At 64.1% G+C, this 25,100-nt stretch carries 27 protein-coding genes, 1 tRNA gene and 1 pseudogene; 20 read left to right on the top strand and 9 right to left on the bottom strand.

Annotated elements, in window-relative coordinates; genetic code table 11:
* Window positions 1-25 precede the first annotated feature (25 nt).
* From rpsE to rplQ, 9 genes are all read left to right on the top strand, one after another.
* Window positions 26-586: a 30S ribosomal protein S5 gene (gene rpsE, locus ABD906_RS15125; RefSeq protein ID WP_345100451.1), complete on the top strand. Its 561-nt coding sequence runs from the start codon at window positions 26-28 to the stop codon at window positions 584-586.
* Window positions 587-646: 60 nt separating this feature from the next.
* Window positions 647-847, top strand: coding sequence for a 50S ribosomal protein L30 (rpmD, locus tag ABD906_RS15120; protein ID WP_345100450.1), 201 nt, complete (start codon window positions 647-649; stop codon window positions 845-847).
* A gap of 19 nt (window positions 848-866) precedes the next feature.
* Complete coding sequence (gene rplO, locus ABD906_RS15115; RefSeq protein ID WP_345100448.1) at window positions 867-1,334, top strand: 50S ribosomal protein L15; 468 nt, start codon at window positions 867-869, stop codon at window positions 1,332-1,334.
* A gap of 223 nt (window positions 1,335-1,557) precedes the next feature.
* Window positions 1,558-2,898, top strand: a complete 1,341-nt coding sequence (gene secY, locus ABD906_RS15110) for a preprotein translocase subunit SecY (protein ID WP_345100446.1) — start codon at window positions 1,558-1,560, stop codon at window positions 2,896-2,898.
* Window positions 2,895-3,479, top strand: a complete 585-nt coding sequence (locus ABD906_RS15105; protein ID WP_345100444.1) for an adenylate kinase — start codon at window positions 2,895-2,897, stop codon at window positions 3,477-3,479. The genes secY and ABD906_RS15105 overlap by 4 nt, the downstream gene beginning before the upstream one ends.
* Window positions 3,480-3,732: 253 nt before the next feature.
* Entirely contained in the window at window positions 3,733-4,101 is a 369-nt protein-coding gene (gene rpsM, locus ABD906_RS15100) for a 30S ribosomal protein S13 (RefSeq protein WP_345100442.1), read from the top strand.
* Between the two features lie 110 nt (window positions 4,102-4,211).
* Window positions 4,212-4,601, top strand: a complete 390-nt coding sequence (rpsK, locus tag ABD906_RS15095; protein WP_345100440.1) for a 30S ribosomal protein S11 — start codon at window positions 4,212-4,214, stop codon at window positions 4,599-4,601.
* Window positions 4,602-4,689: 88 nt separating this feature from the next.
* A complete protein-coding gene (locus ABD906_RS15090; protein WP_345100438.1) occupies window positions 4,690-5,700 on the top strand; it encodes a DNA-directed RNA polymerase subunit alpha in 1,011 nt (336 codons plus the stop codon).
* A 40-nt stretch (window positions 5,701-5,740) separates the two neighbouring features.
* Window positions 5,741-6,169, top strand: coding sequence for a 50S ribosomal protein L17 (gene rplQ / locus ABD906_RS15085; protein WP_345100436.1), 429 nt, complete (start codon window positions 5,741-5,743; stop codon window positions 6,167-6,169).
* Between the two features lie 338 nt (window positions 6,170-6,507).
* On the opposite strand, the gene ABD906_RS15080 is transcribed toward rplQ, so the two are convergent.
* A complete protein-coding gene (locus ABD906_RS15080) occupies window positions 6,508-6,855 on the bottom strand; it encodes a DMT family protein (RefSeq protein WP_345100434.1) in 348 nt (115 codons plus the stop codon).
* A 34-nt stretch (window positions 6,856-6,889) separates the two neighbouring features.
* On the opposite strand from ABD906_RS15080, the gene ABD906_RS15075 reads away from it, so the two are divergent.
* The 7 genes and pseudogenes from ABD906_RS15075 (at window position 6,890) to ABD906_RS15045 (ending at window position 12,743) form a co-directional block, all read left to right on the top strand.
* Window positions 6,890-7,165: a hypothetical protein gene (locus ABD906_RS15075; protein WP_345100503.1), complete on the top strand. Its 276-nt coding sequence runs from the start codon at window positions 6,890-6,892 to the stop codon at window positions 7,163-7,165.
* Entirely contained in the window at window positions 7,098-8,555 is a 1,458-nt protein-coding gene (locus ABD906_RS15070; RefSeq protein ID WP_345100432.1) for a DegQ family serine endoprotease, read from the top strand. Before ABD906_RS15075 ends, ABD906_RS15070 begins: the two co-directional genes overlap by 68 nt.
* A gap of 3 nt (window positions 8,556-8,558) precedes the next feature.
* Window positions 8,559-9,878 (top strand): replication-associated recombination protein A, encoded by a 1,320-nt coding sequence (locus ABD906_RS15065; protein WP_345100430.1) that lies wholly within the window; start codon window positions 8,559-8,561, stop codon window positions 9,876-9,878.
* A gap of 43 nt (window positions 9,879-9,921) precedes the next feature.
* Window positions 9,922-10,216, top strand: a pseudogene (locus ABD906_RS15060) (CrcB family protein).
* 27 nt (window positions 10,217-10,243) lie between these two features.
* The gene (locus ABD906_RS15055) at window positions 10,244-11,233 is read left to right on the top strand and encodes an RluA family pseudouridine synthase (protein WP_345100428.1); all 990 of its coding nucleotides are present in this window, start codon (window positions 10,244-10,246) and stop codon (window positions 11,231-11,233) included.
* Window positions 11,234-11,275: 42 nt separating this feature from the next.
* Window positions 11,276-12,052 carry an ATP12 family chaperone protein gene (locus ABD906_RS15050; protein ID WP_345100426.1) on the top strand — a complete coding sequence of 259 codons (777 nt, stop codon included), beginning with the start codon at window positions 11,276-11,278 and terminating at the stop codon, window positions 12,050-12,052.
* 52 nt (window positions 12,053-12,104) lie between these two features.
* On the top strand, window positions 12,105-12,743 hold the full coding sequence (locus ABD906_RS15045) for a LysE family translocator (protein ID WP_345100425.1): 639 nt from the start codon (window positions 12,105-12,107) through the stop codon (window positions 12,741-12,743).
* Between the two features lie 459 nt (window positions 12,744-13,202).
* Here ABD906_RS15045 and ABD906_RS15040 read toward each other — a convergent pair whose 3' ends face one another.
* The 8 genes from ABD906_RS15040 to ABD906_RS15005 form a co-directional block, all read right to left on the bottom strand.
* On the bottom strand, window positions 13,203-13,874 hold the full coding sequence (locus ABD906_RS15040; protein ID WP_345100423.1) for an SOS response-associated peptidase: 672 nt from the start codon (window positions 13,872-13,874) through the stop codon (window positions 13,203-13,205).
* Window positions 13,875-13,956: 82 nt separating this feature from the next.
* Window positions 13,957-14,042: transfer RNA gene (locus ABD906_RS15035), tRNA-Leu, on the bottom strand.
* A 184-nt stretch (window positions 14,043-14,226) separates the two neighbouring features.
* The gene (lexA, locus tag ABD906_RS15030; RefSeq protein ID WP_345100421.1) at window positions 14,227-14,946 is read right to left on the bottom strand and encodes a transcriptional repressor LexA; all 720 of its coding nucleotides are present in this window, start codon (window positions 14,944-14,946) and stop codon (window positions 14,227-14,229) included.
* Between the two features lie 107 nt (window positions 14,947-15,053).
* Entirely contained in the window at window positions 15,054-16,259 is a 1,206-nt protein-coding gene (locus ABD906_RS15025) for a molybdopterin molybdotransferase MoeA (RefSeq protein ID WP_345100419.1), read from the bottom strand.
* Entirely contained in the window at window positions 16,259-16,759 is a 501-nt protein-coding gene (gene moaC, locus ABD906_RS15020; protein WP_345100417.1) for a cyclic pyranopterin monophosphate synthase MoaC, read from the bottom strand. Before moaC ends, ABD906_RS15025 begins: the two co-directional genes overlap by 1 nt.
* A 12-nt stretch (window positions 16,760-16,771) precedes the next feature.
* Window positions 16,772-17,578, bottom strand: coding sequence for an indole-3-glycerol phosphate synthase TrpC (gene trpC, locus ABD906_RS15015; RefSeq protein ID WP_345100501.1), 807 nt, complete (start codon window positions 17,576-17,578; stop codon window positions 16,772-16,774).
* 55 nt (window positions 17,579-17,633) lie between these two features.
* Window positions 17,634-18,656 (bottom strand): anthranilate phosphoribosyltransferase, encoded by a 1,023-nt coding sequence (gene trpD, locus ABD906_RS15010; RefSeq protein WP_345100415.1) that lies wholly within the window; start codon window positions 18,654-18,656, stop codon window positions 17,634-17,636.
* An 8-nt stretch (window positions 18,657-18,664) separates the two neighbouring features.
* Window positions 18,665-20,560 carry a peptidyl-prolyl cis-trans isomerase gene (locus ABD906_RS15005; protein WP_345100414.1) on the bottom strand — a complete coding sequence of 632 codons (1,896 nt, stop codon included), beginning with the start codon at window positions 20,558-20,560 and terminating at the stop codon, window positions 18,665-18,667.
* Window positions 20,561-20,702: 142 nt separating this feature from the next.
* Between ABD906_RS15005 and tpiA the strand changes: the two genes are divergently transcribed.
* The 4 genes from tpiA to kdsA all read left to right on the top strand — a co-directional run bounded on the left by tpiA (window position 20,703) and on the right by kdsA (window position 24,863).
* Window positions 20,703-21,467 (top strand): triose-phosphate isomerase, encoded by a 765-nt coding sequence (tpiA, locus tag ABD906_RS15000; protein ID WP_345100412.1) that lies wholly within the window; start codon window positions 20,703-20,705, stop codon window positions 21,465-21,467.
* Between the two features lie 134 nt (window positions 21,468-21,601).
* Entirely contained in the window at window positions 21,602-22,012 is a 411-nt protein-coding gene (secG, locus tag ABD906_RS14995) for a preprotein translocase subunit SecG (RefSeq protein WP_345100410.1), read from the top strand.
* Window positions 22,013-22,180: 168 nt separating this feature from the next.
* Window positions 22,181-23,809, top strand: a complete 1,629-nt coding sequence (gene pyrG / locus ABD906_RS14990; RefSeq protein WP_345100408.1) for a CTP synthase — start codon at window positions 22,181-22,183, stop codon at window positions 23,807-23,809.
* 223 nt (window positions 23,810-24,032) lie between these two features.
* Entirely contained in the window at window positions 24,033-24,863 is an 831-nt protein-coding gene (gene kdsA, locus ABD906_RS14985; RefSeq protein WP_345100406.1) for a 3-deoxy-8-phosphooctulonate synthase, read from the top strand.
* The last annotated feature ends 237 nt before the right edge of the window (window positions 24,864-25,100 follow it).

Genomic DNA, 25,100 nt, shown 5'->3' with positions numbered 1-25,100 from the left:
CCGGAAAAGAACAAGGAAAAGGGCAATGGCACAGCAAGGACGTAAGGACGAGCGCCGTCAGCGCGAAGAGCGCGACAGCGAGCTCGTCGACAAGCTGGTCCACATCAATCGTGTGGCCAAGGTGGTCAAGGGTGGCCGCCGTTTCGGTTTTGCAGCTCTCGTCGTCGTCGGCGACCAGAAGGGCCGCGTCGGTTTCGGTCATGGCAAGGCACGTGAAGTGCCGGAAGCCATCCGCAAGGCTACCGAGGCTGCCAAGCGTGACATGATCTTTGTGCCATTGCGCGAAGGCCGTACGCTCCATCACGACGTTGAGGGCTCGCACGGCGCAGGCAAGGTGCTGATGCGCTCCGCGAAGCCTGGTACCGGTATCATCGCCGGTGGTCCGATGCGCGCGGTTTTCGAGGTGCTCGGCGTGCAGGACGTTGTCTCCAAGTCGCTCGGTTCCTCCAACCCCTACAACATGGTGCGTGCGACGTTCGACGCGCTGAAGCGCCAGGTCCATCCGAAGGACATCGCCGCGCAGCGTGGCATCAAGTACTCCGTTCTTCAGGCGCGCCGTGGCGCTGCCGCGGGTTCGGACGAGTAGGGCAATCCGCGCGGTGACTGCCGCTCCGGCAGTCTCGGCCGCAGGTAGAGGATGACGAAAATGGCAGAGAAAAAGAAGGGCAAGACGATCACCGTCGAGCAGATCGGCAGCCCCATTCGCCGCCCCAAGGTTCAGCGCGCTACGCTGATCGGTCTGGGGCTCAACAAGATGCACCGCCGTGTCACGCTGGAAGACACTCCGGCGGTACGTGGCATGATTGCCAGCGTGAGCCACCTGGTTCGCGTTGTCGAGGAAGCCTGAGAGATCGGGGATTAGAACAATGAAGCTCAACGAACTCAGGGATGCTGAAGGCGCCACCCACTCCCGCAAGCGCGTGGGTCGCGGTATCGGTTCCGGCCTCGGCAAGACTGGCGGCCGCGGCGTGAAGGGCCAGAAGTCCCGCTCCGGCGTTTCGATCAACGGCTTTGAAGGCGGCCAGATGCCGCTGTACCGCCGCCTGCCGAAGCGCGGTTTCGTGAATGTCTTCCGTGGCGACTACAACGAGGTGTCCCTCGGCCGCATCCAGGCCGCGATTGACGCCAAGAAGCTGGACGCATCCAAGACGATCGACACTGCCGCTCTGGTCGAGGCCGGCGTCATTCGCCGCGCCAAGGATGGTGTGCGGGTGCTTGGCAACGGCGAACTGACGGCGAAGATCACGCTCGAGGTTGCCTACGCCACCAAGTCGGCGATCGAGAAGATCGAAAAGGCCGGCGGATCGGTCAAACTGCCCGAGAAGGCTGCGTAATCCAGAACAATATGCAAGCGGTGTCGGAAGGCACCGCTTGCATCTTTACCGCTCCGGTCCTATCTCGACAATTTGCTGGCCGAAGAGAGTCGTCCGGCATCGTTTCAAGAGCAAGGGCGGGTATCCGGTTTGTAGCGCAGGTTAACTCCGGCGTATGAGCTTTACCGGCGTCCAAGAATTCACCGCCGCCGTAGAGCGTGCGTGAAGAAGCGGAGAGAACTGCATGGCCTCTGCAGCCGAGCAACTAGCATCCAATCTCAATTTCTCTGCGTTTGCCAAGGCAGAAGATCTCAAGAAGCGCATCTGGTTCACGCTGGGCGCCTTGCTGGTCTATCGTCTCGGCACCTATATCCCGTTGCCTGGCATCAACCCAGATGCTTTCGCGCAGGCGTTCCAGCAGCAGTCCGGCGGCGTTCTCGGCATGTTCAACATGTTCGCCGGTGGTGCCGTCGAGCGCATGGCGATCTTCGCTCTGGGCATCATGCCTTACATTTCCGCCTCCATCATCATGCAGCTGCTGACGAGCGTGATTCCGACGCTTGAGCAGCTCAAGAAGGAAGGCGAGCAGGGCCGCAAGGTCATCAACCAGTACACCCGGTACGGAACCGTCATTCTCGCTATCGTCCAGGCGTATGGTATCGCCGTCGGACTTGAGAGCGGCTCGAACATCGTGACGGATCCGGGCTGGTTCTTCCGAATTTCCGCCGTCATCACGCTGCTTGGCGGCACCATGTTTCTGATGTGGCTGGGCGAACAGATCACCGCCCGCGGCATCGGCAACGGCATTTCGCTCATCATTTTCTCCGGTATCGTCGCCGGCCTGCCGTCGGCCATCGCCGGCACGCTCGAGCTCGGCCGCACGGGCGCGATGTCCACCGGTCTGATCCTCGGGATCATCTTCATCGCCATCGCGGTCATCGCCATCATCGTGTTCTTCGAGCGCGCGCAGCGCCGACTGCTCATCCAGTACCCGAAGCGTCAGATCGGCAACCGGATGTTCCAGGGCGACACGTCGCACCTGCCGCTGAAGCTCAACACGGCCGGCGTCATTCCGCCGATCTTCGCGTCGTCGCTGCTGCTGCTGCCGGCCACGCTCGCCGGCTTCACCGACACGACGCAGCTTCCGGGCTGGGCTGCCACGGTGCTTGCCACGCTCGGCCACGGTCAGCCGCTCTACATGATCCTGTACGCCGCGCTGATCATTTTCTTCGCCTTCTTCTACACGGCGATCGTCTTCAACCCGAAGGACACCGCCGAGCAGCTGAAGAAGCATTCGGGCTTCATTCCCGGGTACCGTCCGGGTGAGCGCACCGCTGAGTACATCGACTACGTTCTGACCCGTATCACCGTGATCGGCGCCCTCTACCTGGTCGGTGTGTGTCTGCTTCCGGAATTCCTGATTTCCGCGACCGGCGTGCCGTTCTATCTCGGTGGTACCTCCCTGCTGATCGTCGTGAGCGTCACGCTCGACACGGTTGCGCAGATTCAGGGCCACTTGATCGCCCACCAATATGAGGGTTTGATCAAGAAGTCGAAACTTCGGGGAGGAAAGAGAGGTCGATGAGACTCATTCTTCTGGGTCCGCCTGGCGCGGGCAAGGGTACTCAGGCTCAGATCCTGGTCGAGCGGTACGGAATCCCCCAGCTTTCGACCGGTGACATGCTTCGCGCGGCGGTCCAGGCCGGAACCGAAGTCGGCAAGCGGGCCAAGGCTGTCATGGATGCCGGCGAGCTGGTGTCCGACGACATCGTGAACGCGATCGTCGCCGAGCGCATCGAGCAGCCTGATTGCGCGAACGGCTTCATCCTCGACGGATATCCGCGGACCCTTGCGCAGGCCGATGCCGTCGAGAAGATGCTCGCCGAGCGCGGATCGAAGCTGGACGCGGTGATCGAACTCGTCGTCGATGACAAGATCCTCGTCAACCGCATTCTGAAACGCGCGGAAGAGGCGAGGGCGGCCGGACAGCCGGTGCGCAAGGACGACAATGCGGAAGTGTTCGAGGAGCGCCTGCGCGAGTACTACAAGAAGACGGCTCCCCTGATCGGCTACTACTATGCGAAGGGGAAGCTTCGCTCGGTGGATGGCATGGCGTCCGTTCCGGAAGTGACGGAAGCGATCGCCAACATCCTGAAGGCGGTATGACCGGTATAACCAGTCGTTCCTGACAAGGAGTGACACGAAATCGTGGCGGCATTGGCTGCTACATGAGGTGCGGGCCCCGGGGGAGTTGACTTTTCCGGGAGAATCCGTCAAGACGGCGCCAATTCGCTGGATTTTGATGGCGGTCGGCGTCGGTCAAAGTGCATTGGCCGAGCTGGACGCTTTTGTCTTGTTCGGCTGGATGCAATAATTTGTCGAAAACGGCGGCGAAAAAGAAGAACCAAGGAGATACGACGTGGCCCGTATAGCTGGCGTCAACATTCCGACAGCAAAGCGCGTGATCATCGCGCTGCAGTACATTCACGGCATCGGACCGAAGTTCGCCCGTGAAATCATCACGAAGTGCAACATTCCGGAAGACAAGCGCGTTCACCAGCTGACCGACGCTGAAGTGCTCGCCATCCGCGAGACGATCGACCGCGACTACCAGGTCGAGGGTGACCTGCGTCGCGAAGTGTCGATGAACATCAAGCGCCTGATGGACCTGGGCTGCTACCGCGGTCTGCGCCATCGCCGCAACCTGCCGGTCCGCGGCCAGCGTACGCACACGAACGCCCGCACCCGGAAGGGTCCGGCGAAGCCCATCGCGGGCAAGAAGAAGTAATCATGCGGACGGGGCAGGGAGCCGCAGCCTGAGGGTGAGCAGGTTCCTCCGTCTGTTGAAGGTGTAGCCGCTGGAATTACGGCGGCGTAGAGATCGGTGAAAGGACTGATATGGCCAAGGAAGCCGCGCGCATCCGTCGCAGAGAGCGCAAGAACATTTCGTCGGGCGTCGCTCACGTGAACTCGACGTTCAACAACACGATGATCACCATTACGGACGCACAGGGCAACGCGATTGCCTGGTCGTCTGCTGGTGCACAGGGTTTCAAGGGCTCGCGCAAGTCGACCCCCTTTGCTGCACAGGTCGCCGCCGAAGATTGTGCACGCAAGGCGATGGAGCACGGAATGCGCACGCTGGAGGTTGAGGTTTGCGGTCCCGGTTCTGGCCGTGAGTCTGCCCTCCGCGCGCTTCAGGCTGCAGGCTTCACCATTACCGCGATCCGCGACGTGACGCCGATCCCGCACAACGGATGCCGTCCGCGCAAGAAGCGCCGCGTCTAAAGGCTTTTGCTGACGGTGGCATCCCGCCACCGCAGCTTCCAGAACGCCTGCACGATTGGATGGTGCAGGGTAACGGAAGGAACAATCCATGATCCAGAAAAACTGGCAGGAACTCATCAAGCCGAACAAGGTCGAGTTCACTTCCAACGGCCGTACGCAAACGGTCCTGGTTGCTGAACCGCTGGAGCGCGGTTTCGGTCTGACGCTGGGCAACGCCCTGCGTCGCGTCCTGCTGTCCTCGCTGCGTGGTGCAGCGGTGACGGCAGTGCAGATCGACGGTGTTCTGCACGAGTTCTCGTCGATCCCGGGTGTTCGCGAGGATGTCACCGACATCATCCTGAACATCAAGGAGATCGCCATCAAGATGGAAGGCGACGGCCCGAAGCGCATGGTTGCGCGCAAGCAGGGCCCGGGCGTGCTGACCGCCGGCGATATCCAGACGACGGGCGATATCGAGATCCTGAACCCGGACCACGTGCTTTGCACGCTGGACCAGAATGCGGAAATCCGCATGGAGTTCACGGTCAACACGGGCAAGGGTTACGTGCCTGCGGACCGCAACCGCGTCGAGGACGCTCCGATCGGGCTCATTCCGGTCGACGCTCTCTACTCGCCGGTCAAGCGTGTGTCGTACAAGGTGGAGAACACCCGTGAAGGTCAGGTTCTCGACTACGACAAGCTCACGCTGACCGTCGAGACGGACGGTTCCGTCAGCGGCGAGGACGCCGTGGCTTTCGCAGCCCGCATCCTGCAGGACCAGTTGTCCATCTTCGTCAACTTCGAGGAGCCGCAGAAGGAGCAGCCGGCGGAGCAGCCGACCGAGCTCGCCTTCAACCCGGCGCTGCTCAAGAAGGTCGACGAGCTGGAGCTGTCGGTCCGCTCGGCAAACTGCCTCAAGAACGACAACATCGTCTACATCGGCGACCTGATCCAGAAGACCGAGGCGGAAATGCTGCGCACTCCGAACTTCGGTCGCAAGTCGCTCAACGAAATCAAGGAAGTGCTTGCGTCGATGGGCCTGCACCTCGGCATGGAAGTGCCGGATTGGCCGCCGGAGAACATCGAAGAGCTCGCCAAGCGCTACGAAGACCAGTATTAACCCGCGGACCGCGTCCGCAGGGATATAAGGAGAACAAGCAATGCGCCACGGAAACAGCGGCCGCAAGCTGAACCGAACCTCTAGCCACCGCAAGGCCATGTTCGCCAACATGGCGGCTTCGCTCATCGAGCACGAACAGATCGTCACGACCCTGCCGAAGGCCAAGGATCTCCGCCCGATCGTGGAGAAGCTCGTCACCCTCGGCAAGCGCGGTGACCTGCATGCCCGCCGTCAGGCCATCTCGGCCCTGCGCAACGAGAATGCAGTCCGCCGTCTGTTTGAGACGCTCGCCCCGCGCTACGCCTCCCGCAATGGCGGCTACCTGCGCATCATGAAGGCGGGCTTCCGCTACGGTGACAACGCGCCGCTCGCCGTGATCGAGTTCGTTGACCGCGATCCGGCCGCCAAGGGCGCCGCCGACCGCGCCCGCGTCGAGGCCGAGCGCGCCGCCGAAGAGCAGGCCGCGTAAGCCTTACGCTGAAACTGATCTACGGAACGGCCTCGGGGTTTCCCGGGGCCGTTTTGTTTTCCGGAATCCTCATGCTGAGCCTGTCGAAACGGCAACCTGTTGACGCCGGGCTTGGCGAAGGGAGGGGGGACAAGCGGGAAGTTTGTCACGGCGGGCGCAGCGGGGTCGGGTGAGGCAGCCTGCAACGGTTTGGTGGTGATCCCGTCCAACGGCGGGCCGGTCTTTTCCCTCGATGTTGCGCATAGGCTTTGCCTCCTCATCCTTCGACAACGCGAGATGATGCTCTGGAAGCCTGTGGTGAGGGTACTGCAGGTGCTGGCCGTGGGGGGCCAGAGGGCTTACAGCGGCCCCTTGAAGATGAAGAAGGCGCCGAGGCAGATCAGTCCGAAACCGATGACGTGATTGATCGTGATCTGCTCGCCCAGGTAGAGCACGGAGAACACGGCGAAGACGCACAGGGTGATGACCTCCTGCATCGTCTTGAGCTCTGCCGCGCTGTAGACGCTGTGGCCGATACGGTTCGCCGGGACCGCGAAGCAGTATTCGATGAAGGCTATGGCCCAGCTCGCCACGATCACCAGGAACAGCGGCTTGCCGGTGAACTTAAGGTGTCCGTACCAGGCAAAGGTCATGAAGACGTTGGAGACTGCAAGCAGGACGATCGGCGCAATGTAGGAAAGGGCCATGAAAGACCTCGGCGTGCGGGAGAGCTGAACCGGAATGGATGAGACGGGTTTGAAATCCTGTGGCACCCCGGCGCAAAATGCGGGGGAAAGGCCGTTTCCTTTTCTTATACACATTCTTATGGGAGACAAGCGGCAGTATCGTGTTCCGGGTTCATCCAGACCGCGCTTGTTCGGGGAAATGGCGGGAACGCCCCGTGCGCGCACCGGCCTTGTGAGCCGCTTCGATAGTCGTGAGGCATTGCATGATGTTCAGGCGTTTCGTTGGTACTCTGTTGATCGCATCATTCGTTTTCGCGCCGCTGGCCGCTGAGGCCCAGGAGAGCGTGCGCGACACGCTTTCACAGCTCCTGCGCGGGACAGCGTCCACGGAGCAGCCGGTTCAGCGGAAGGTTCCCTTCAACAACGAGGAAGTGCTGCTTTCCTACGCGCCGCTGGTGAAGAAGATCGCGCCGGCGGTGGTCAACGTCTATGCCTCGACGCGGGTGGAGGTACGCTCGCCGTTCATGGGCGATCCTTTCTTCGAGCGGTTCTTCTCCTTCCCGCAGATGCCGCCCCGCGTGCAATCCTCGCTGGGCTCCGGCGTGCTGGTGGACGCAAGCGGCTTCGTCGTCACCAACTACCACGTGATCAGCGGCGCGGACGAGGTGCGCGTGGCTCTCGCCGACGGGCGGGAGTTTGCCGCCAAGATCGTGCTGCAGGACGAGGGGCTCGATCTTGCGGTGCTCAAGGTGGAGGCGGACGAGAAGTTTCCGGCCGCCGCCCTCGGCGACTCGGACGCGCTCGAAGTGGGCGACCTGGTGCTTGCCATCGGCAATCCGTTCGGCGTGGGCCAGACGACCACCAGCGGGATCGTTTCTGCTGTCGCGCGCTCGCTCGGCGGCATCGGCGACGTGGGCTATTTCATTCAGACGGACGCCGCGATCAATCCCGGCAATTCCGGCGGCGCGCTGGTCAATATGGCCGGTGAGGTGATCGGCATCAACACGGCCATCTACAGCCGTTCGGGCGGCTCGATCGGCATCGGCTTTGCCATTCCCGCCAATCTGGTGCGGGCGGTCGTGGAATCGGCCAAGAAGGGGCTCGACCATTTCGAGCGGCCCTATATCGGAGTGGATGTGGACCGCGTGACGCAGGACATCGCCCACGCGCTCGGCATGGCGCGCCCGGCCGGGGCGCTGATCACCAACATCGCCAAGGACAGCCCCGCGGAAAAGGCGGGCATCGAACCTGGCGACATCGTGGTATCCGTCGACGGCAAGCAGGTGGACACGCCAGAGAGCCTGGACTATCGCCTGGCCACGCTGCCGCTCGGTTCGACGGCGAGGATCGATGTACTGCGCAACGGCGAGACGAAAACGCTTTCGCTCTTGATCGAGAAGGCTTCGGAGGGCCAGGGCGTCGAACTCCTGATCGAGGGACGCGGGCCCTTCGCCGGGGCCAAGGTCTCGGATCTCACTCCCGCGCTCATCCAGCGGATGCGTCTGCCTGTCAATCGCACCGGAGTCGTGATAACGGACATTGCCCGCAATTCGCCGGCCGCGCGCGTGGGCCTGAGGCCCGGCGACATCATCCGCGAGCTCAACGGCGAGACGATCACCTCGGCCGAACAGCTGAAGCGGATCGCCGAGGGCGACGGGCGCATGTGGCGCTTTGCGATCGACCGGGGCGGGCGGATCATCGAACAGATCTTGCGTTACTGATACATGGCTGACCTTTTCGACCAGACCGCAGGAACAGCGAACCAGACGCCAGGAAAGCCGCTGGCCGACCGGCTGCGGCCGACCCGGCTCGCCGACGTCGTAGGGCAGGAGCATCTCACCGGTCCCGACGGAACGCTCACGCGCATGATCAACTCCGGTTCGCTGGGCTCGCTCATCTTCTGGGGGCCGCCCGGCACGGGCAAGACCACCGTCGCGCGGCTGCTCGCCAACGAGACCTCGCTCGCCTTCGAGCAGATCTCGGCGATCTTTTCGGGTGTTGCGGACCTCAAGAAGGTGTTCGACGCGGCCCGGCTGCGGCGCCAGCAGGGGCGGCAGACGCTGCTGTTCGTGGATGAGATCCATCGTTTCAACCGCGCGCAGCAGGATTCCTTCCTGCCGGTCATGGAAGACGGAACGGTCGTGCTGATCGGCGCGACGACGGAAAATCCATCCTTCGAGCTTAACGCGGCGCTGCTGTCGCGCGCGCGCGTGCTCAACTTCAAGCCGCATGACGCGGAGAGCCTCGAGAAGCTGCTCCAGCGCGCGGAGAAGGAAGAGGGCAAGGCACTGCCGCTCACCGAAGAGGCGCGCGGCGTGCTGATCCGCATGGCGGACGGGGACGGGCGCGCGGTGCTGACGCTTGCCGAAGAGGTCTGGCGCGCGGCGCGCCCGGGCGAGACCTTCGACGCGGAAACCCTTCAGAAGATCGTGCAGCGGCGCGCGCCGATCTATGACAAGAGCCAGGACGGGCACTACAATCTGATCTCCGCACTCCACAAGTCGGTGCGCGGATCGGACCCGGACGCCGCGCTCTATTACCTCTGCCGCATGTTCGACGCAGGCGAGGATCCGCTTTACATCGGCCGCAGGCTCGTGCGCATGGCGGTGGAGGACATCGGCCTCGCCGATCCGCAGGCGCTTGTCATCGCCAACGCGGCCAAGGACGCCTATGACTATCTGGGTTCTCCGGAAGGCGAGCTTGCACTGGCGCAGGCCTGCGTCTATCTCGCCACGGCGCCGAAGTCGAATGCGGTCTACACGGCGTTCAAAGCCGCCATGCGGTCGGCCAAGGAACACGGATCGCTGCTGCCGCCCAAGCATATCCTCAACGCGCCGACCAAGCTCATGAAGGAAACCGGCTACGGCGAGGGCTACCAGTACGACCACGACATGCCGGATGCGTTCTCGGGCCAGGACTATTTCCCGGAGGCCATGGGGCGGCAGACCTACTACAATCCGCCCGAGCGCGGTTTCGAACGGGAGATCCGCAAGCGGCTCGACTACTGGGCGCGGCTCCGGCGCGAGCGGTCCGGCAGGGGCTGAGACGGGCAACACGGCGATCTGAACAAGGAAAGGGACAGCCATCCTGTACCACCTGCTTCTGGTCTGTCTGGGCGGCGGAATCGGCGCCGGGCTGCGGCACCTGACGAATGTCGGCGCGGCGCGGCTGCTCGGTGTTGCGTTCCCGTGGGGCACGTTCACTGTTCCTGGCAACCGGGATTCTCGGCGGGTTCACCACCTTCTCGGCGTTTTCTCTGGATGCGACGCTGCTGTGGGAGCGCGGGGCGGTGTCTCTTGCGGCTGCCTACGTGCTGGCTAGCGTATTAGGGGCCATTCTTTTCCTGTTTGCGGGATTGTGGCTCGCAAGAAGCGTTTTCTAATGGTATGCCCGCCGAAATGGTGAAGACATGGCAGGCATAGAACAGATCAAGGTGGAAGACAGCGAGGCGGGCATGCGGCTCGATCGCTGGTTCAAGGTACATTATCCGGGGCTCGCGTTCGGGCAGCTGCAGAAGCTCCTGCGCACGGGCCAGATCCGGGTCGATGGCGGTCGCGTGAAAACGGACACGCGCGTGCAGCCCGGCCAGATCATTCGCGTGCCGCCGCTCGGTATCGACCGCAAGGGCGCGCAGCCCATGACGAGCCGTACGATTCGCGACCGCGGCGACGCCGAAGTGCTGGCGCAGATGCTGCTCTACGAGGACGACAAGGTGTTCGTCTTCAACAAGCCGGCGGGCCTCGCCGTCCAGGGCGGCTCGGGAGTCAACCGGCATGTGGACGGCATGCTCGAAGCCTGGCGCAACAAGAAGGGCGAGAAACCGCGCCTCGTGCACAGGCTCGACCGCGACACGTCCGGCGTGCTCGTCGTGGCGCGCACGCGGCTTGCGGCGGTGAAGCTTACGGAAGCGTTCCGCGAGCGCGAGACCAAGAAGGTCTACTGGGCGCTGGTGAAGGGCGTGCCGCGCAAGCGGGAAGGCAAGATCTCGACCTGGCTGCTGCGCGAGGCCACCCCGGACGGTGACAAGATGCGGATCGCCAAGCATGGCGAGCCAGGGGCGGAGCACGCCGTCACGCTCTACCGGGTGGTGGAGCAGGCCGGGCAGGCGCTGTCATGGCTCGAACTGGAGCCGCAGACCGGCCGCATGCACCAGCTGCGCGTGCATACGACGCATATCGGCTGCCCAATTATCGGGGACCCCAAGTATTTCGTCGCGGATCACAACTGGGAGCTCCCGGGCGGAATCCAGAACCGGCTGCATCTCCATGCCCGGCGCATCGTGATCCCGCATCCGGATCCCGGCAAGGGCGTGATTGACGTGACGGCCGAGCTGCCGCCGCACATGAAGCAGAGCTGGAACCTGCTCAGCTTCGACGAGGCTTCGGCCGAAGAAGAATGAAGGGAAGGTGGCCGCGCCAACGCCGCCGCCTATATGAATGACATGCGTGAACTTCTGAACGATCTCGAACAGGGGCGCCAGCCGGACCCGATCCGCGCCGCCCAGGAAAGCATGCGCCCGCAACTGCCCCGGCGCTTCTACAAGGAAGTAACGGTGGGCGGCGAGGAGGGGGCCTTCAAGGTGCTGCTCGACGGAAAGACCGTACGTACGCCCGGCGGAGCCGAAGTCATTCTCCCCAGGGAAGGCATGGCGCGGCTCGTGGCGGACGAATATGCCGCGCAGGGCGAGCGGATCGATCCGATGACCATGCCGGTGACGCGGCTCGTCAACACCGCCATCGACGGCGTGGCGCGCGACCCGCAGGCCGTTCTCGAGGATATCCTGCGGTATGCCTCGTCCGACCTGCTTTGCTACCGCGCCGAGTCGCCAGAGCGGCTTGTGCAGATGCAGCGGGATGCCTGGGATCCGGTGCTGGACTGGATCGAGGGGACGATCGGTGCGCGCTTCGTGCTCGCCGAAGGCGTGATGCACGTGCAGCAACCGCGCGAGACCATTGCTGCGGTCGGCAGCTATCTCGCGCAGCGGCGCGAGGTGTTCCGTCTGTCCTCCCTCCATGTCATGACGACGCTGATGGGATCGTCGATCCTGGCGTTGGCGGTCGAGGCCGGGTTCCTCGATGCCGAGGACGCCTGGAGGGCCGCCCACATCGACGAGGACTGGAACGCCAGCCAATGGGGCGAGGATTACGAAGCCGCCCAACGGCTTGCCGCTCGCAAGCGGGACATGATGGCGGCGGTTGAATTGTTGCGGATTCTCTAGTTAACTGATCAGCAGAGGCCGACCCTTTTCTCGCCGATCATCGAGGTGCCCGATGTCCCTTGAAACCTGGCTTGCATTCGCGGCGGCGTCTGCCGTGGTGGTCGCCATCCCCGGACCGACCATTCTTCTGGTGGTCTCCTACGCCCTGAGCCATGGGCGCAGAATCGCTTTTGCGACGGTCGCCGGCGTGACTCTCGGCGACTTCACCGCCATGACGGGCTCGATGCTCGGCCTGGGCGCTTTGCTCGCCACTTCGGCCACGCTGTTCACCGTGCTCAAGTGGATCGGCGCGGCCTATCTGATCTACCTTGGCATCAAGCTCTGGTGCGCGCCGGTGAGCGAGGAGAGGGGGGAGACGCCCGACGCCCCAGCTGCCACCTTGCGGCCAGGCCGGATCTTCCTGCACACCTATGCGGTAACCGCGCTCAACCCGAAGACGATTGTCTTCTTCGTCGCTTTCCTGCCGCAGTTCATGAACCCTTCATCGCCGTTGCTGCCGCAGATGGTCATTCTGGAAGTCACCTTCCTCGTCATCGCGACGGTGAACGCGGCGCTGTACGCGTTCATGGCCTCGGCCATCCGCTCGCGGATCGGCAATCCTACCGTCCAGTACGTTATCAATCGGACGGGCGGCACGCTGATGATCGGCGCCGGCCTGCTCGCGCTCGGCTGGAAGCGCGCAGCCGCTTAGAAGAGCAGTTCAGTTTTTTACGAAACACTGAACTGCTGTAGGTAAGCGGCTGGTCATGGTTCCGGACAGAAACCGGTTTCCACTTTCCTTGAACGGCTCCAGGCCCGGTTCCGAGCAGGTCTGAACCGTCTCCTTCCGGCCGCAGGAAGCATATGATTGGAGACGTTCAGATTTTCCCGGAGGTGCAGGTCGCTCAAAATCAGTTCCGCGGACTATCAGATTTCGATCCTTGATAAGTTTTAAAAAACAAATAGGTGAGTTAGAATCTTCACGTTCATGTGAAGGTTGAAGCTTTTGGAGTCGGTCAAAATCCTCCGGGGAAGACCGTAGCCCTGTTCGTTAGCTACGGGCAAGAGGTAGCGCTTTTCAAGCACGCCCCGGCGCGCGGATGGGAAACCGCTGCGGGCTTTCGTACAGAGCGGCGAAAAGGCTGGCTTGGGCCACACGAGGCTGAACATGTCAGGGCAGCTTGGGCCGGTCCTTCTCGCCGGGCAGGATGATCAGGTCGCTCTCCTCCGCAGGGCGCTGCAGGTGCCGCGCCTCGTCCCAAGGGGCGCGCAGCCAGATATCGATCTCCTCGTCACGGGTGAGGATGACTGGCATGGCCTTGGGGTGCACCTGCGCCACAAGGGCGTTCGACGCGGTGGTAAGAAAAGCATAAAGTTCGTGGGTGGCCGGTTCCTCGCGCGCGAGGCGCTTTCCGGTCCAGCGCGTCCGGAGCCCGGCGAAGAAAAAGGGGCGTCCGTCCGGCCGCGCGAACCAGGCGTCCGGAGTCCGTTCGCCCGGCCGCTTGCGCGCGGGATCAGGCTCGGCGAATTTCAGCACCGGCACCAGGCATCGGTGCCCGGGTGAGAGCCAGGGACGCCAATGGGGCGAGACGGTGTTGCGGATGTTGGTAATGCCATAGTCGAAGTCCTTGCCCTGGAGCATCGAGGGAGGAGAGGGCATGCCCCAGCGAGCGCGCACCATCTCAGGCCCGCCCTCGACCATGCGTATGACGGGACCGAACCGGTTCGGATAGACGTCGAAGCTTTCCTCATTGAAGAAGGCCCGGTCCGCCAGCCTGTCCAGAAGGCGCGAGAGCTGGCGAAGCGCCTCAATGTTCGTTGTGGAGGTGTAGAGGTTGCACATGGCCGTATAACCCGCCCTGACGGCAGGTACGATGGCTGGTTTTTGTCCAGCCTGGCAAGATACAGCGGCAATGTTGAAGGCTTGGTGCGGACGGCGGGGGTCGAACCCGCACGGGCGAAGCCCGAGGGATTTTAAGTCCCTTGCGTCTACCAGTTCCGCCACGTCCGCATTGTGGTCCTTTTCCCTTGCTTCAGCCGCTGCGTCAATTGCGGCAGAGACGTTTTCCGGACTCTTCCGCAAGGATTTGGTCCGCGCGGCAGTCTCGACAGATGCCACGAGCACTTGATGGCAAATGACCGCAACAGGCAACAGGGCAGGGCAGGGCCTGACGGCGGCCCCGCCGCATCATCACTCAGTGATACCGCCGGATGAGGCCGACGAGCTTGCCCTGCACCTTCACGCGGTGGGGCGGGAAGATGCGGGTCTCATAGGCGGGATTGGCGGCCTCCAGGGCGATGGAGGCGCCCTTGCGGCGGAAGCGCTTCAGCGTCGCCTCCTGGTCGTCCACCAGCGCCACGACGATGTCGCCCGGGTTGGCCGTCTGGGTGTGGCGGATGATCACCGTGTCGCCGTCGAAGATGCCGGCCTCAATCATCGAATCACCCTTGACCTCAAGCGCATAGTGCTCGCCGCCGGAAATCATGTCCGGCGGGACGGCGATGCTGTGGGTCACGTGCTGAATGGCGTCGATCGGCACGCCCGCGGCGATGCGGCCCATGACCGGAATGGATATGCTTGTCTCGCTGGAAACCGGCGTGGCACGCGAAGGCGTCGGCGCCGGTTCGGGCTGGCTCTGGCCGCCCTGGATGACCGAGGGGGAGAAGCCCCGGGAACGCGGCGGCACGTTCGGCATCATCGAATCCGGCAGGCGTATGACTTCCAGAGCCCGCGCGCGGTTCGGCAGGCGGCGGATGAAGCCGCGCTCTTCCAACGCGCTGATCAGGCGGTGGATCCCCGACTTTGACGCGAGGTCCAGAGCTTCCTTCATCTCGTCGAAGGAAGGCGGGATGCCGGTCTCCTTGAGACACTGGTGAATGAACAGCAAGAGTTCATGCTGCTTGCGGGTTAGCATCGGCTCCGAACCCCTGAATCAAAGTAAAAACAAATCCAGAACATAACGTAGACGTTCAGGATGTGTTCTGCAACTGGTAACTTGCAGGGCGAAAGGTTAGAGCGGCGTTAACGCAGCATGAGAACCTGGCAGCGCTCGCCGGCCTCCGCCGCCGGCGCATGCGGTTGGCGGATGATGAGCGCGTTCGCGGCGGCAAGCACGCTCAACATGGAGGAGTCCTGGACGGGGAAGGGGGTGGCGATGAGCCCGCCCGGTCCGGGGACCACCGTGGCGCGGACATAGTCGCGCCGGCCGTCGTTGGCGGGCATGGGGGCGCCGAGCTCCGCCTGGTGCAGGTTAGGCGCATGCAGCCGTCCGCCGAGGCGGCGCACGAGCGGCCGCAGGAAGACGTGGGCGCATATGAGACTCGAGACGGGATTGCCCGGCAGGCCGAGCACGGACATGCGGCCCAGGCGTCCGAAGATCAGCGGCTTGCCCGGCCGCATGGCGATCTTCCAGAAGGAGAGCTCCATGCCCTCTGCGGCAAGCACCTCGCGGGTGATGTCGCGGTCGCCGACGGAGGCGCCGCCTAGCGTCACCAGCACGTCGGCCCCCGCCTCGCGGGCGCGGCGCACGGCGGCGGCGAAACCCGCATGGTCGTCCGGCACAATGCCGAGATCGAGCACCCGGCCGCCGTCCTGCTGGACGAGGCCGGCGACGCCGAAATTGTTGGAAGCGATGATCTGATCCGGACCCGGCTCGGCTTCCGGGGGCACGAGTTCGTCGCCCGAGGCGATGAGTGCCACGAGCGGGCGACGGATGACCGGCACCTGAGCATGGCCCGACGCTGCCGCCAGGGACAGTGCCGCCGGATCGAGCGTGCGGCCCGCTTCCAGCACCGTGTCGCCAGACCGAAAGTCCAGTCCCGCGCGGCGGATATGGCGGCCTGGGGCGGCAGGCTCCAGCGCCTCGATCCTGCCTTCGTCGATGACCCGGGCGTTTTCCTGCAGAACGATCGTGGTGGCGCCCTTCGGCAGCGGAGCGCCGGTAAAGATGCGCACGGCGGTTCCGGCGGTCACTTCACCGTCGAATCTTTTGCCTGCGGCGGAAGTGCCGATGACCTTCAGGGTGACAGGCGTGCTGGCAATATCGGCGTCCCGCACTGCGTAGCCGTCCATGGCCGAGGCGTCGAAGGGCGGCTGCGTGCGGCGCGCCTCAATCGGAGCAGCCAGAACGCGGCCGACGGCCTCGGCGAGCGGAACGGTTTCAGCGGAGACGGGCTGCACGCCCTCCAGGATGCGCTCGAGGGCCTCATCGACAGAAAGCAGGGCCATCAGTCCCGCTCCCCGCGCTTCCAGTGGCCGGACTTGCCGCCAAGCTTCTCCTCAAGCCGGATTTCCCCGATCACCATGTCCTTATCGAGCGCCTTGGCCATGTCGTAGATGGTGAGGCAGGTAACGGAGACAGCCGTCAGCGCCTCCATCTCGACGCCGGTCTTGCCGGTGAGTTTGGCGAGGGCGCGGATCCGCAGGCCGGGCAGGGCCTCGTCCGGCTCGATGTCGACGGAAACCTTGGTGAGTGCAAGCGGGTGGCAGAGCGGAATGAGGTCGCTCGTCCTCTTCGCTGCCATGATGCCCGCGACGCGCGCCACACCGATCACGTCGCCCTTCTTCGCGTTGCCGGCAAGAATGGCCTGCAGCGTTTCAGGCGCCATCCGAACGCAGCCGGTCGCGACCGCCACGCGCTCCGTATCCGCCTTGGCTCCCACGTCGACCATGTCGGCCTTGCCCTCGGCGTCGAGATGGGTAAGCCGCTTATCCTCCTCCGCGGACATGAAAACCCTCCTTCAGGCGGCCGGGGCGAGCCCCAGCAGGCTGCGCGTTGCCTCCGCCACGTTCTGCTGGCGCATCAGGCTTTCGCCGACGAGGAAGCTGCGAATGCCCACCTTGGCAAGCCGCTGACAGTCTTCGTGGGTGAAGATGCCGCTTTCGCCGACGATCAGCCGGTCGGACGGGATCATGGGTGCGAGCCTCTCGGACGTGGCCAGCGTCGTCTCGAAGGTTCTGAGGTTGCGGTTGTTGATGCCGATCATGCGGGAGGAAAGCTTCAGCGCCCGTTCCAGTTCCTCCTCGTCATGCACCTCGATGAGCGCGTCCATGCCGAGCTCGAAGGCCGTTTCCTCCAGCGCGCGCGCCGTGTCGTCATCGACGCTCGCCATAATGATGAGGATCGCGTCGGCGCCGAGCAGACGGGCTTCCAGCACCTGGTAGGTGTCGAGCATGAAGTCCTTGCGGATGGCTGGCAGCGAACAGGCCGCCCGCGCCTGGACCAGAAACTCGGGCGCACCCTGGAAAGAGGGGCCGTCGGTGAGCACGGAAAGGCAGGCAGCGCCGCCCTGCTCATACTCCTTCGCCAGCGCCGGCGGATCGAAATCGGCGCGGATAAGGCCCTTCGAGGGGCTAGCCTTCTTGATCTCGGCGATGAGACCGAAGCCGCCCTGGTCCTGTTTCGCCTTCAGCGCATTCATGAAGCCGCGCACGGGCGAGGCGTCCTTCAGCCGCGCCTTCAGTTCCGCCTGGGGGAGGGCGGCCTTGGCAGCAACGATTTCCTCGCGCTTGTAGGCTTCGATCTTGCGCAGAATGTCCGCCATCAGATGCTCCTTCCAGTGCAGCGGGCAGTTGTCGTTTGCGTCGGTGAAGGGCAGGGCCTCAGTCAGCCGTTTTCCGGTTGGAGACCTCCACGAGCTTCTCGAGCGTGCGCAGGGCAGCGCCTGTGTCGAGCGACTGCGTCGCCATCGCGATGCCTTCCTCAAGGCTCGAAGCCTTGTCAGCCACCACCAGCGCGCCCGCGGCATTGAGAACCGCGATGTCGCGGTAGGGGTTCCTGGCGCCTTCCAGAACGGCGCGCAGCGCCTTGGCGTTCGCGACGCCGTCACCGCCGCGCAGCGAGGCCATGTCGGCCTGTGCGAGGCCGACGGATTCCGGCGTGATCTCGAAGGTCTTCACCTCGCCATTTTCGAGGCTCGCCACCAGCGTCTTGCCGGTCGTCGTCATCTCATCGAGGCCGTCACCGTGAACGACCCAGGCCTTCTCGGCGCCAAGGTTGCGGAGGACATGGGCGAGCGGCTCCACCCATTGCGGCGCGAACACGCCGAGCAGCTGACGCTTGGCTCCGGCCGGATTGGCGAGCGGTCCGAGCAGGTTGAAGATCGTGCGCGTGCCGAGCTCGAGGCGCGTCGGGCCCACGTGGCGCATGGCTGAATGGTGCATGGGCGCAAACATGAAGCCGATGCCGGCTTCAGCAATGCAGGCCGCGATCTCATCCGGCCCCAGCTCGATGTTGACGCCGAGGGCGGCCAGCGAGTCGGCCGCGCCGGACTTCGAGGAGAGGGCGCGGTTGCCATGCTTTGCCACCGGCACGCCGCACCCTGCCACGATGAAGGCGGCACAGGTGGATACGTTGTAGGAGCCGGAGGCATCGCCGCCGGTGCCGACAATGTCGACGGCGCCTTCGGGCGCGCTGACGCGCAGCATCTTGGCGCGCATGGTCTCCACCGCGCCGGTGATTTCGGCCACCGTCTCGCCGCGCACCCGCAGCGCCATCAGGAAGCCGCCCATCTGGCTCGGGGTCGCCTCACCGGACATGATGATGTCGAAGGCCTCGCGCGCTTCCTCGTGGGTCAGCGGCGTACCCGTTGCCACCTTCGCAATATGCGCCTTCAGATCAGCCATGACTTACCTCAGAACAGGGTGAGGGCCTGCTGTACCGCAGCCCGGTTGACCGTGACACCCAGATCGGCCTGCAGGCGCGCGGCAAGCTGAACCAGCAGATCCTGGGTCATGGTATTGCCGACCGCCCTGGCGACATCAGCCGGGACGCTTTCCGCGGAGGCGGAAGCAGGCTGAAAGACCTCCGTGACCTGGAACAGGAACTCGCCGTCTCCCGCCGGGTTCGCAAACGAGCCAACGGAGCCCTGCGGGATGCCGAACACGGCGGTAACGCCCGGACGGCCGAGGTCGGGATCGTTCGCCTCGCGCTTCAGACCACGCTTGGTAATCTTCTCCAGACCGAACTCGGAGGCGACCTGGTCCAGCGTCCTGGTGCCGTCGCGCACCGCCTTGGCAAGCTCCTCGGCCTTGGCCTTCAGGCGCTTCGCGACTTCCTCCCTGGTCCAGTCGGCGACCACGCGGTCGCGCACCTCGTCGAGCGTGCGATCACGGGCGGGGATGATCTCGTCCACCTCGTAGAACAGATAGCCGTGCGAGCCCACGTCGATGGGCGCGTTCTCGATGCCTTCGTCCGTCTCGAAGGCTGCCGCGAGAAGGCGTGGAGCGGCCGGCAGGTCGGAGACGACATTGCCGTTCTGGTCCTCGCCGCCGCGCGAGATGGCCTTCACGGTGCGAACCTGAAGGCCGAGGCTCTGGGCCGCTTCGGCAAGCGTGGCGCCGCCGGCGCGCGCATCCTCGTAGGCGTCATAGGCGTCCTGGATCTGCCGGGTCGCGTCGGAAATGGCGAGTTCCTTGCGGATCCTGTCCTTCACCTCAGCGAGCGGCGTTACCTTCTCCGGCTCGATCTTGGTGACGCGCAGGATGACCGGGCCGAACATGCCGTTCACAATGTCGCTCACCTGGTTCTCGGCAAGCGAGAACGCCGCATCGGCGATGGTCTTGTCGGCGATCTGGGCATGGGTGAGAGAGCCGAGGTTCACGTCCTCGGGCTTCTTGCCCTGGAGCTGAACCAGATCCTCGAAGGTGACGCCGGACTTCAGGCTTTCGACCGCCGTGCTGGCGGCTTCCTCGCTGTCGAAGTTGATCTGCTCGATCGTGCGGCGCTCCGGCACCGTGTAGCTGGCGCGATTCTGCTCGTAGTAACGCTCGATGTCCTCATCGGAGACCGCGTCCGGATCGGCGATGTCCTCCGGCTCCAGCTTCACGAAGCTGATAGTCCGGTACTCGGGAGCCGCGTACCCGGCCTTGTGCTCCTCGAAATAAGCCTTGAGTGCATCGTCGGACGGAGCCTCGACCGGCTCCACCAGCGAACGCGGCAGGGCCACGTATTCAATCGTGCGGTCTTCGCCGCGATAGCGGGCCATGCTGGCAAGCAGGGTGTCGGGCGCCTTCACGCCGGTAGCCAGCGCGTCGACGATCTGCTGGCGGCGGGCGGCTGCCGTCTGGTTGCGCAGATAGGCGTCGCGGGTCATGCCGATCTGCTGGAGGATGTAGTCAAACTGGGCGACGTTGAAGCGACCGTCCGGGCCCTTGAAGGCAGGATCGGCGGCCGCAAGTTCCGCAATGCTCTCACGGGAAACGCCAAGGCCCATCTTGCGGGCCATTTCGTCAAGCAGGGCGCCGACCGTGACCTCCGAGAGAACCTGCTCGCTGATACCGAGGGCCTCCGCCTGGGCGCGCGTCAGCTGCGTGCCGAGCTGGCGCGACAGCTCCGAGACCCGCCGATCGTAGGCCAGTCGATAGTCCATCGCCGACACGCTCGTTCCGCCAACGGTCACGACCGATCCGCCGGTCGGATCCATCAGCATCTGTCCGGAAATGCCCCAGATGCCGAAACTGACGACAAGAATGGCCAGCAGGAGTTTTGCGATCCAGGTGTTGGCTGCGTTGCGGAGACTGTCGAGCATGGAAACGTTTCTTGCCAGCTGTGAGGTTATGGTGATCAACTGTTGGGAATAGCGTCGTTATTCGCCACTGTCGATTGCTTTGTGATGCCTTTTTGATAGTGAACAGACAAGTTGTCCGCTAGCTGATCAGGAGTTGCAGCCCATGACGCCAGGAATTCGTCCGCTCATCGCCGGAAACTGGAAGATGAATGGCACAGGAGCCTCGCTTGGCGAACTGCAGGCAATTGCCGCAGGTTTCGCCGAAGCTTCAGGCGCGAAGGCGGACGGACTGATCTGCGTGCCGGCTACGCTGCTCGATCGGGCATCGAAGGTTCTCGCTGGCTCGCCGGTCGCTTCCGGCGGCCAGGACTGCCATGCCAAGGACAGCGGCGCGCACACGGGCGACATTTCCGCGCCCATGCTCAAGGACTGCGGCGCATCCTTCGTCATCGTCGGCCATTCCGAGCGCCGCGCCGACCACGGCGAGACCGACGCGGATGTCGCTGCAAAGGCCCGTGCGGCCTGGAAGGCGGGGCTCGTCGCCATCATCTGCATCGGCGAGACGCGCGAACAGCGGGAGGCAGGCGAGACGCTTACGGTTCTCTCCAGCCAGATCGCCGGTTCGGTTCCGGCGGAGGCGACGGCTGCAAATACCGTGATCGCCTACGAGCCGGTTTGGGCCATCGGCACCGGCCTCACGCCCACCATTCCCGACGTTGCCGAGGCCCATGCCCATATCCGCGCCGAGCTCGCCAGGCTGCTGAGCGAAGAGGCGGCAAAGGTGCGTATCCTCTACGGCGGCTCGATGAAGCCCGACAACGCAGCCGATCTGCTATCGGTCGCCAATGTGGATGGCGGACTGATCGGCGGCGCAAGCCTAAAGGCCGCTGACTTCCTGGCCATCGCGGGGGCGGCGCGCGGCGCATAGGTGCAATCCCGCCGCCGCGCCTTGTAATGGGGCGAAGGATGGTTATCCTGTGCGCGGGGCTTGGAAATGCCGCGAAACGCGTGTATTGAGCCGCGTCCGCATATGGCATCAGCCCATGACCGCCGGAAGGAAAGATGCAGAATATCCTCATTGTCATTCACCTGCTTATCGTTGTCGCTCTGGTTGGCGCCGTTCTCCTGCAGCGCTCTGAGGGTGGCGGTCTGGGAATCGGTGGCGGCTCGGGCTTCATGACGGCCCGCAGCGCAGCCAACACGCTGACGCGCACGACGGCGATTCTCGCCGCTCTCTTCTTCGCGACTTCGCTGGGCCTCTCGGTGCTCGCCCGTTACCAGGAGCGTCCGACCGACATCTTCGACCAGCTTCAGAGCAATCAGCCGGCCTCGAGCGAGGGCCGCGGCGGCGTCCTCGACCTGCTTGGCCCGGCGCCTACCGAAGTACCGGAAGCTGCGCCTGAGAGCGCGCCCGCCGAGGTTCCGGCCGGTGAGGCTGCTCCGGCCGAGCCGCAGGTGCCGAACGCGCAGTAAGACTGGCCCGACGGCCAATAACGGAATCAAACGAGCAGGACCGGCAACGTCCGGTCCTGTTCACTTTGGGCGCGCGTATGCGGAGAGACCCGTTATGCGCAGAAAAATGGCCGGGACATTAAATTTGTTCTGGCAAAATCACCTCTGTCCGGATAAGCGATAATTCCCATGGCGCGATATGTTTTCATCACTGGCGGCGTGGTTTCCTCCCTTGGCAAGGGCATAGCAGCGGCAGCGCTGGGTGCGCTCCTGCAGGCACGCGGATACCGTGTTCGCATCCGTAAGCTCGATCCCTACCTCAACGTCGATCCCGGCACGATGTCGCCTTACCAGCACGGTGAGGTGTTCGTGACCGATGACGGAGCGGAGACCGACCTGGATCTTGGCCACTACGAACGCTTCACCGGGCGCTCGGCGGTCCGTTCCGATAACATCACCACTGGCAGGATCTACCAGAACATCATCGAGAAGGAACGGCGCGGCGACTACCTCGGCGCGACGGTTCAGGTGATTCCGCACGTCACCGACGAGATCAAGAGCTTCATCCTCGACGGCAACGAGGACTACGACTTCGTTCTCATCGAGATCGGCGGAACCGTGGGCGACATCGAGGCGATGCCGTTCCTCGAGGCGATCCGCCAGCTCGGCAACGAGCTGCCGCGCGGCGGCGCGGTCTATGTGCATCTCACGCTGATGCCCTACATCCCGGCGGCCGGCGAACTCAAGACCAAGCCGACCCAGCATTCGGTGAAGGAACTGCAGTCGATCGGCATTGCGCCGGACATTCTTCTGGTCCGCGCCGACCGTCCGATCCCCAAGGAAGAGCGCCGCAAGCTCTCGCTGTTCTGCAACGTGCGCGAGAGCGCCGTCATCCAGGCGCTCGACGTCAGGCACATCTATGACGTGCCGATGGCCTACCACAAGGAAGGCCTGGATTCGGAAGTGCTCGCCGCCTTCGGTATCGACCCGGCGCCGAAGCCGCGTCTGGAGCGCTGGAACGAGGTGACCTCGCGCATCCACAATCCGGAAGGTGAGGTGACGATCGCCATCGTCGGCAAGTACACGGGCCTCAAGGATGCCTACAAATCGCTGATCGAGGCGCTGTCGCACGGCGGCCTCGCCAACCGCATCCGCGTCAATCTCGAGTGGATCGAGTCGGAAATCTTCGAGAAGGAGGATCCGGCTCCGTATCTGGAGAAGGTGCACGGCATTCTCGTACCGGGCGGTTTCGGCGAGCGCGGCTCGGAAGGCAAGATCATGGCCGCCAAATTCGCCCGCGAGCGCAAGGTGCCGTATTTCGGCATCTGCTTCGGCATGCAGATGGCCTGCATCGAGGCGGCCCGCAACCTTGCCGGCATCACCAAGGCGTCCTCGACCGAGTTCGGCCCGACGGATGAGCCGGTCGTGGGCCTGATGACCGAGTGGCTGCGCGGCAACATGCTCGAGAAACGTGCGGCAAGCGGCAACCTTGGCGGCACGATGCGCCTGGGCGCCTATGAGGCGAAGCTTCTGGAAGGCTCCCGCGTCGCGCAGATCTACGGCACGACCGAGATTTCGGAGCGCCACCGCCACCGCTACGAGGTGAACATCGAGTACCGGGAGCGGCTCGAGGCCGCGGGGCTGGTCTTCTCCGGCATGTCGCCCGATGGCGTGCTGCCTGAGGTGATCGAATACCGGGACCATCCGTGGTTCATCGGCGTGCAGTACCATCCGGAGTACAAGAGCCGGCCGTTCGAGCCGCATCCGCTGTTCGCCTCCTTCATCGCCGCGGCGGTGGAGCAGTCTCGCCTGGTCTGAGACATACGGAAGGGGATTGCATGATCCGGCGTTTCGCCGGATCATCGCTTTGGGGGGCCGTTTCAGGAGCGTTCGGAGGCGCAAGCGCCGGAGCAAAATCCGGTAGCGTACCTGAAAGCGTGCTGTCCGGGACATGACGGGAAGACCTGGCGCCTGCAGACCGCCCGATTCGGTCCGGACCTGGTCACAGGGCGCCGTCAGACATCTTGCAGGAGTAGCAGACATGAAGCCGAACGCCCGAGTTGAGGTGGGAAACGTCGTTTTCGCCAATGATGCGCCGCTCGCGCTCATTGCGGGACCGTGCCAGCTCGAAAGCCGTCAGCACGCCTTCGACATGGCCGGCAGCTTGAAGGAGATGGCCGAGAAGCTGGGCATCGGCTTCGTCTACAAGACCAGCTTCGACAAGGCGAACCGCACCTCGCTCTCCGGCGCGCGCGGCGCGGGGCTCGAGGCGGCGCTGCCGGTCTTTGCCGACCTGCGCAAGGAACTAGGCGTGCCGGTGCTGACCGACGTCCACACCGAGGAACAGTGCCGTATCGTGGCGGAGGTGGTGGATGTCCTGCAGATCCCGGCCTTCCTCTGCCGCCAGACCGATCTGCTGGTCGCGGCCGCGAAGACGGGCAAGGTCGTCAACGTGAAGAAGGGCCAGTTCCTGGCCCCTTGGGACATGAAGAACGTGGTGGGCAAGGTCGTCGGCTCCGGCAATCCGAACGTCATGGCAACGGAGCGCGGCACGAGCTTCGGCTACAACACTCTCATCAACGACATGCGTGGCCTGCCGATCATAGCGGAGCAGGGCGTTCCGGTGATCTTCGACGCCACCCACTCGGTCCAGCAGCCGGGCGGCAAGGGCGATTCCACGGGCGGCGAGCGCCGTTTCGTCGAGACCCTGGCGCGGGCGGCGGTGGCCGTGGGGGTCGCCGGCGTCTTCATCGAGACGCATCAGGACCCGGACAATGCGCCATCCGACGGACCCAACATGGTCCATCTCAAGGACATGCCGGCACTCATCGAACGCCTGATGGCCTTCGACATGGTTGCAAAGGACCTGTGACGACACACCGACACTCATGGTAAGCCGCTCGAGCCATGAGATTGACGAACGGTGAGCCCTGTCGAAACGCAGGGCTCCGGTTTCTCCAATCCTCCCCGGTGGTTCGACGCGGTCACCGTGAGGGCGGGCATTCCGAGCGCTCCCGCCACGACGGCGGGTGTGGGATAGAACCTGTGATTTGCGCGGGATCGCCTCGACCTCGGGAGCAAGACGCGGCACAATCCGAATCCAGTTGTG

The sequence above is a fragment of the Chelativorans composti genome (genome assembly GCF_039541695.1).
Classification (GTDB): Bacteria; Pseudomonadota; Alphaproteobacteria; order Rhizobiales; family Rhizobiaceae; genus Chelativorans; species Chelativorans composti.
This window is presented reverse-complemented; position numbering and strand designations above follow the sequence as displayed.

What these genes read in the sequence shown, in the direction of transcription:
- rpsE (WP_345100451.1), top strand. Translation starts at nt 26, where the DNA reads ATGGCACAGCAAGGACGTAAGGACGAGCGCCGTCAGCGCGAAGAGCGC.
- rpmD (WP_345100450.1), top strand. Translation starts at nt 647, where the DNA reads ATGGCAGAGAAAAAGAAGGGCAAGACGATCACCGTCGAGCAGATCGGC.
- rplO (WP_345100448.1), top strand. Translation starts at nt 867, where the DNA reads ATGAAGCTCAACGAACTCAGGGATGCTGAAGGCGCCACCCACTCCCGC.
- secY (WP_345100446.1), top strand. Translation starts at nt 1,558, where the DNA reads ATGGCCTCTGCAGCCGAGCAACTAGCATCCAATCTCAATTTCTCTGCG.
- ABD906_RS15105 (WP_345100444.1), top strand. Translation starts at nt 2,895, where the DNA reads ATGAGACTCATTCTTCTGGGTCCGCCTGGCGCGGGCAAGGGTACTCAG.
- rpsK (WP_345100440.1), top strand. Translation starts at nt 4,212, where the DNA reads ATGGCCAAGGAAGCCGCGCGCATCCGTCGCAGAGAGCGCAAGAACATT.
- ABD906_RS15090 (WP_345100438.1), top strand. Translation starts at nt 4,690, where the DNA reads ATGATCCAGAAAAACTGGCAGGAACTCATCAAGCCGAACAAGGTCGAG.
- rplQ (WP_345100436.1), top strand. Translation starts at nt 5,741, where the DNA reads ATGCGCCACGGAAACAGCGGCCGCAAGCTGAACCGAACCTCTAGCCAC.
- ABD906_RS15080 (WP_345100434.1), bottom strand. Translation starts at nt 6,855, where the DNA reads ATGGCCCTTTCCTACATTGCGCCGATCGTCCTGCTTGCAGTCTCCAAC.
- ABD906_RS15075 (WP_345100503.1), top strand. Translation starts at nt 6,890, where the DNA reads ATGGATGAGACGGGTTTGAAATCCTGTGGCACCCCGGCGCAAAATGCG.
- ABD906_RS15070 (WP_345100432.1), top strand. Translation starts at nt 7,098, where the DNA reads ATGATGTTCAGGCGTTTCGTTGGTACTCTGTTGATCGCATCATTCGTT.
- ABD906_RS15065 (WP_345100430.1), top strand. Translation starts at nt 8,559, where the DNA reads ATGGCTGACCTTTTCGACCAGACCGCAGGAACAGCGAACCAGACGCCA.
- ABD906_RS15055 (WP_345100428.1), top strand. Translation starts at nt 10,244, where the DNA reads ATGGCAGGCATAGAACAGATCAAGGTGGAAGACAGCGAGGCGGGCATG.
- ABD906_RS15050 (WP_345100426.1), top strand. Translation starts at nt 11,276, where the DNA reads ATGCGTGAACTTCTGAACGATCTCGAACAGGGGCGCCAGCCGGACCCG.
- ABD906_RS15045 (WP_345100425.1), top strand. Translation starts at nt 12,105, where the DNA reads ATGTCCCTTGAAACCTGGCTTGCATTCGCGGCGGCGTCTGCCGTGGTG.
- ABD906_RS15040 (WP_345100423.1), bottom strand. Translation starts at nt 13,874, where the DNA reads ATGTGCAACCTCTACACCTCCACAACGAACATTGAGGCGCTTCGCCAG.
- lexA (WP_345100421.1), bottom strand. Translation starts at nt 14,946, where the DNA reads ATGCTAACCCGCAAGCAGCATGAACTCTTGCTGTTCATTCACCAGTGT.
- ABD906_RS15025 (WP_345100419.1), bottom strand. Translation starts at nt 16,259, where the DNA reads ATGGCCCTGCTTTCTGTCGATGAGGCCCTCGAGCGCATCCTGGAGGGC.
- moaC (WP_345100417.1), bottom strand. Translation starts at nt 16,759, where the DNA reads ATGTCCGCGGAGGAGGATAAGCGGCTTACCCATCTCGACGCCGAGGGC.
- trpD (WP_345100415.1), bottom strand. Translation starts at nt 18,656, where the DNA reads ATGGCTGATCTGAAGGCGCATATTGCGAAGGTGGCAACGGGTACGCCG.
- ABD906_RS15005 (WP_345100414.1), bottom strand. Translation starts at nt 20,560, where the DNA reads ATGCTCGACAGTCTCCGCAACGCAGCCAACACCTGGATCGCAAAACTC.
- tpiA (WP_345100412.1), top strand. Translation starts at nt 20,703, where the DNA reads ATGACGCCAGGAATTCGTCCGCTCATCGCCGGAAACTGGAAGATGAAT.
- secG (WP_345100410.1), top strand. Translation starts at nt 21,602, where the DNA reads ATGCAGAATATCCTCATTGTCATTCACCTGCTTATCGTTGTCGCTCTG.
- pyrG (WP_345100408.1), top strand. Translation starts at nt 22,181, where the DNA reads ATGGCGCGATATGTTTTCATCACTGGCGGCGTGGTTTCCTCCCTTGGC.
- kdsA (WP_345100406.1), top strand. Translation starts at nt 24,033, where the DNA reads ATGAAGCCGAACGCCCGAGTTGAGGTGGGAAACGTCGTTTTCGCCAAT.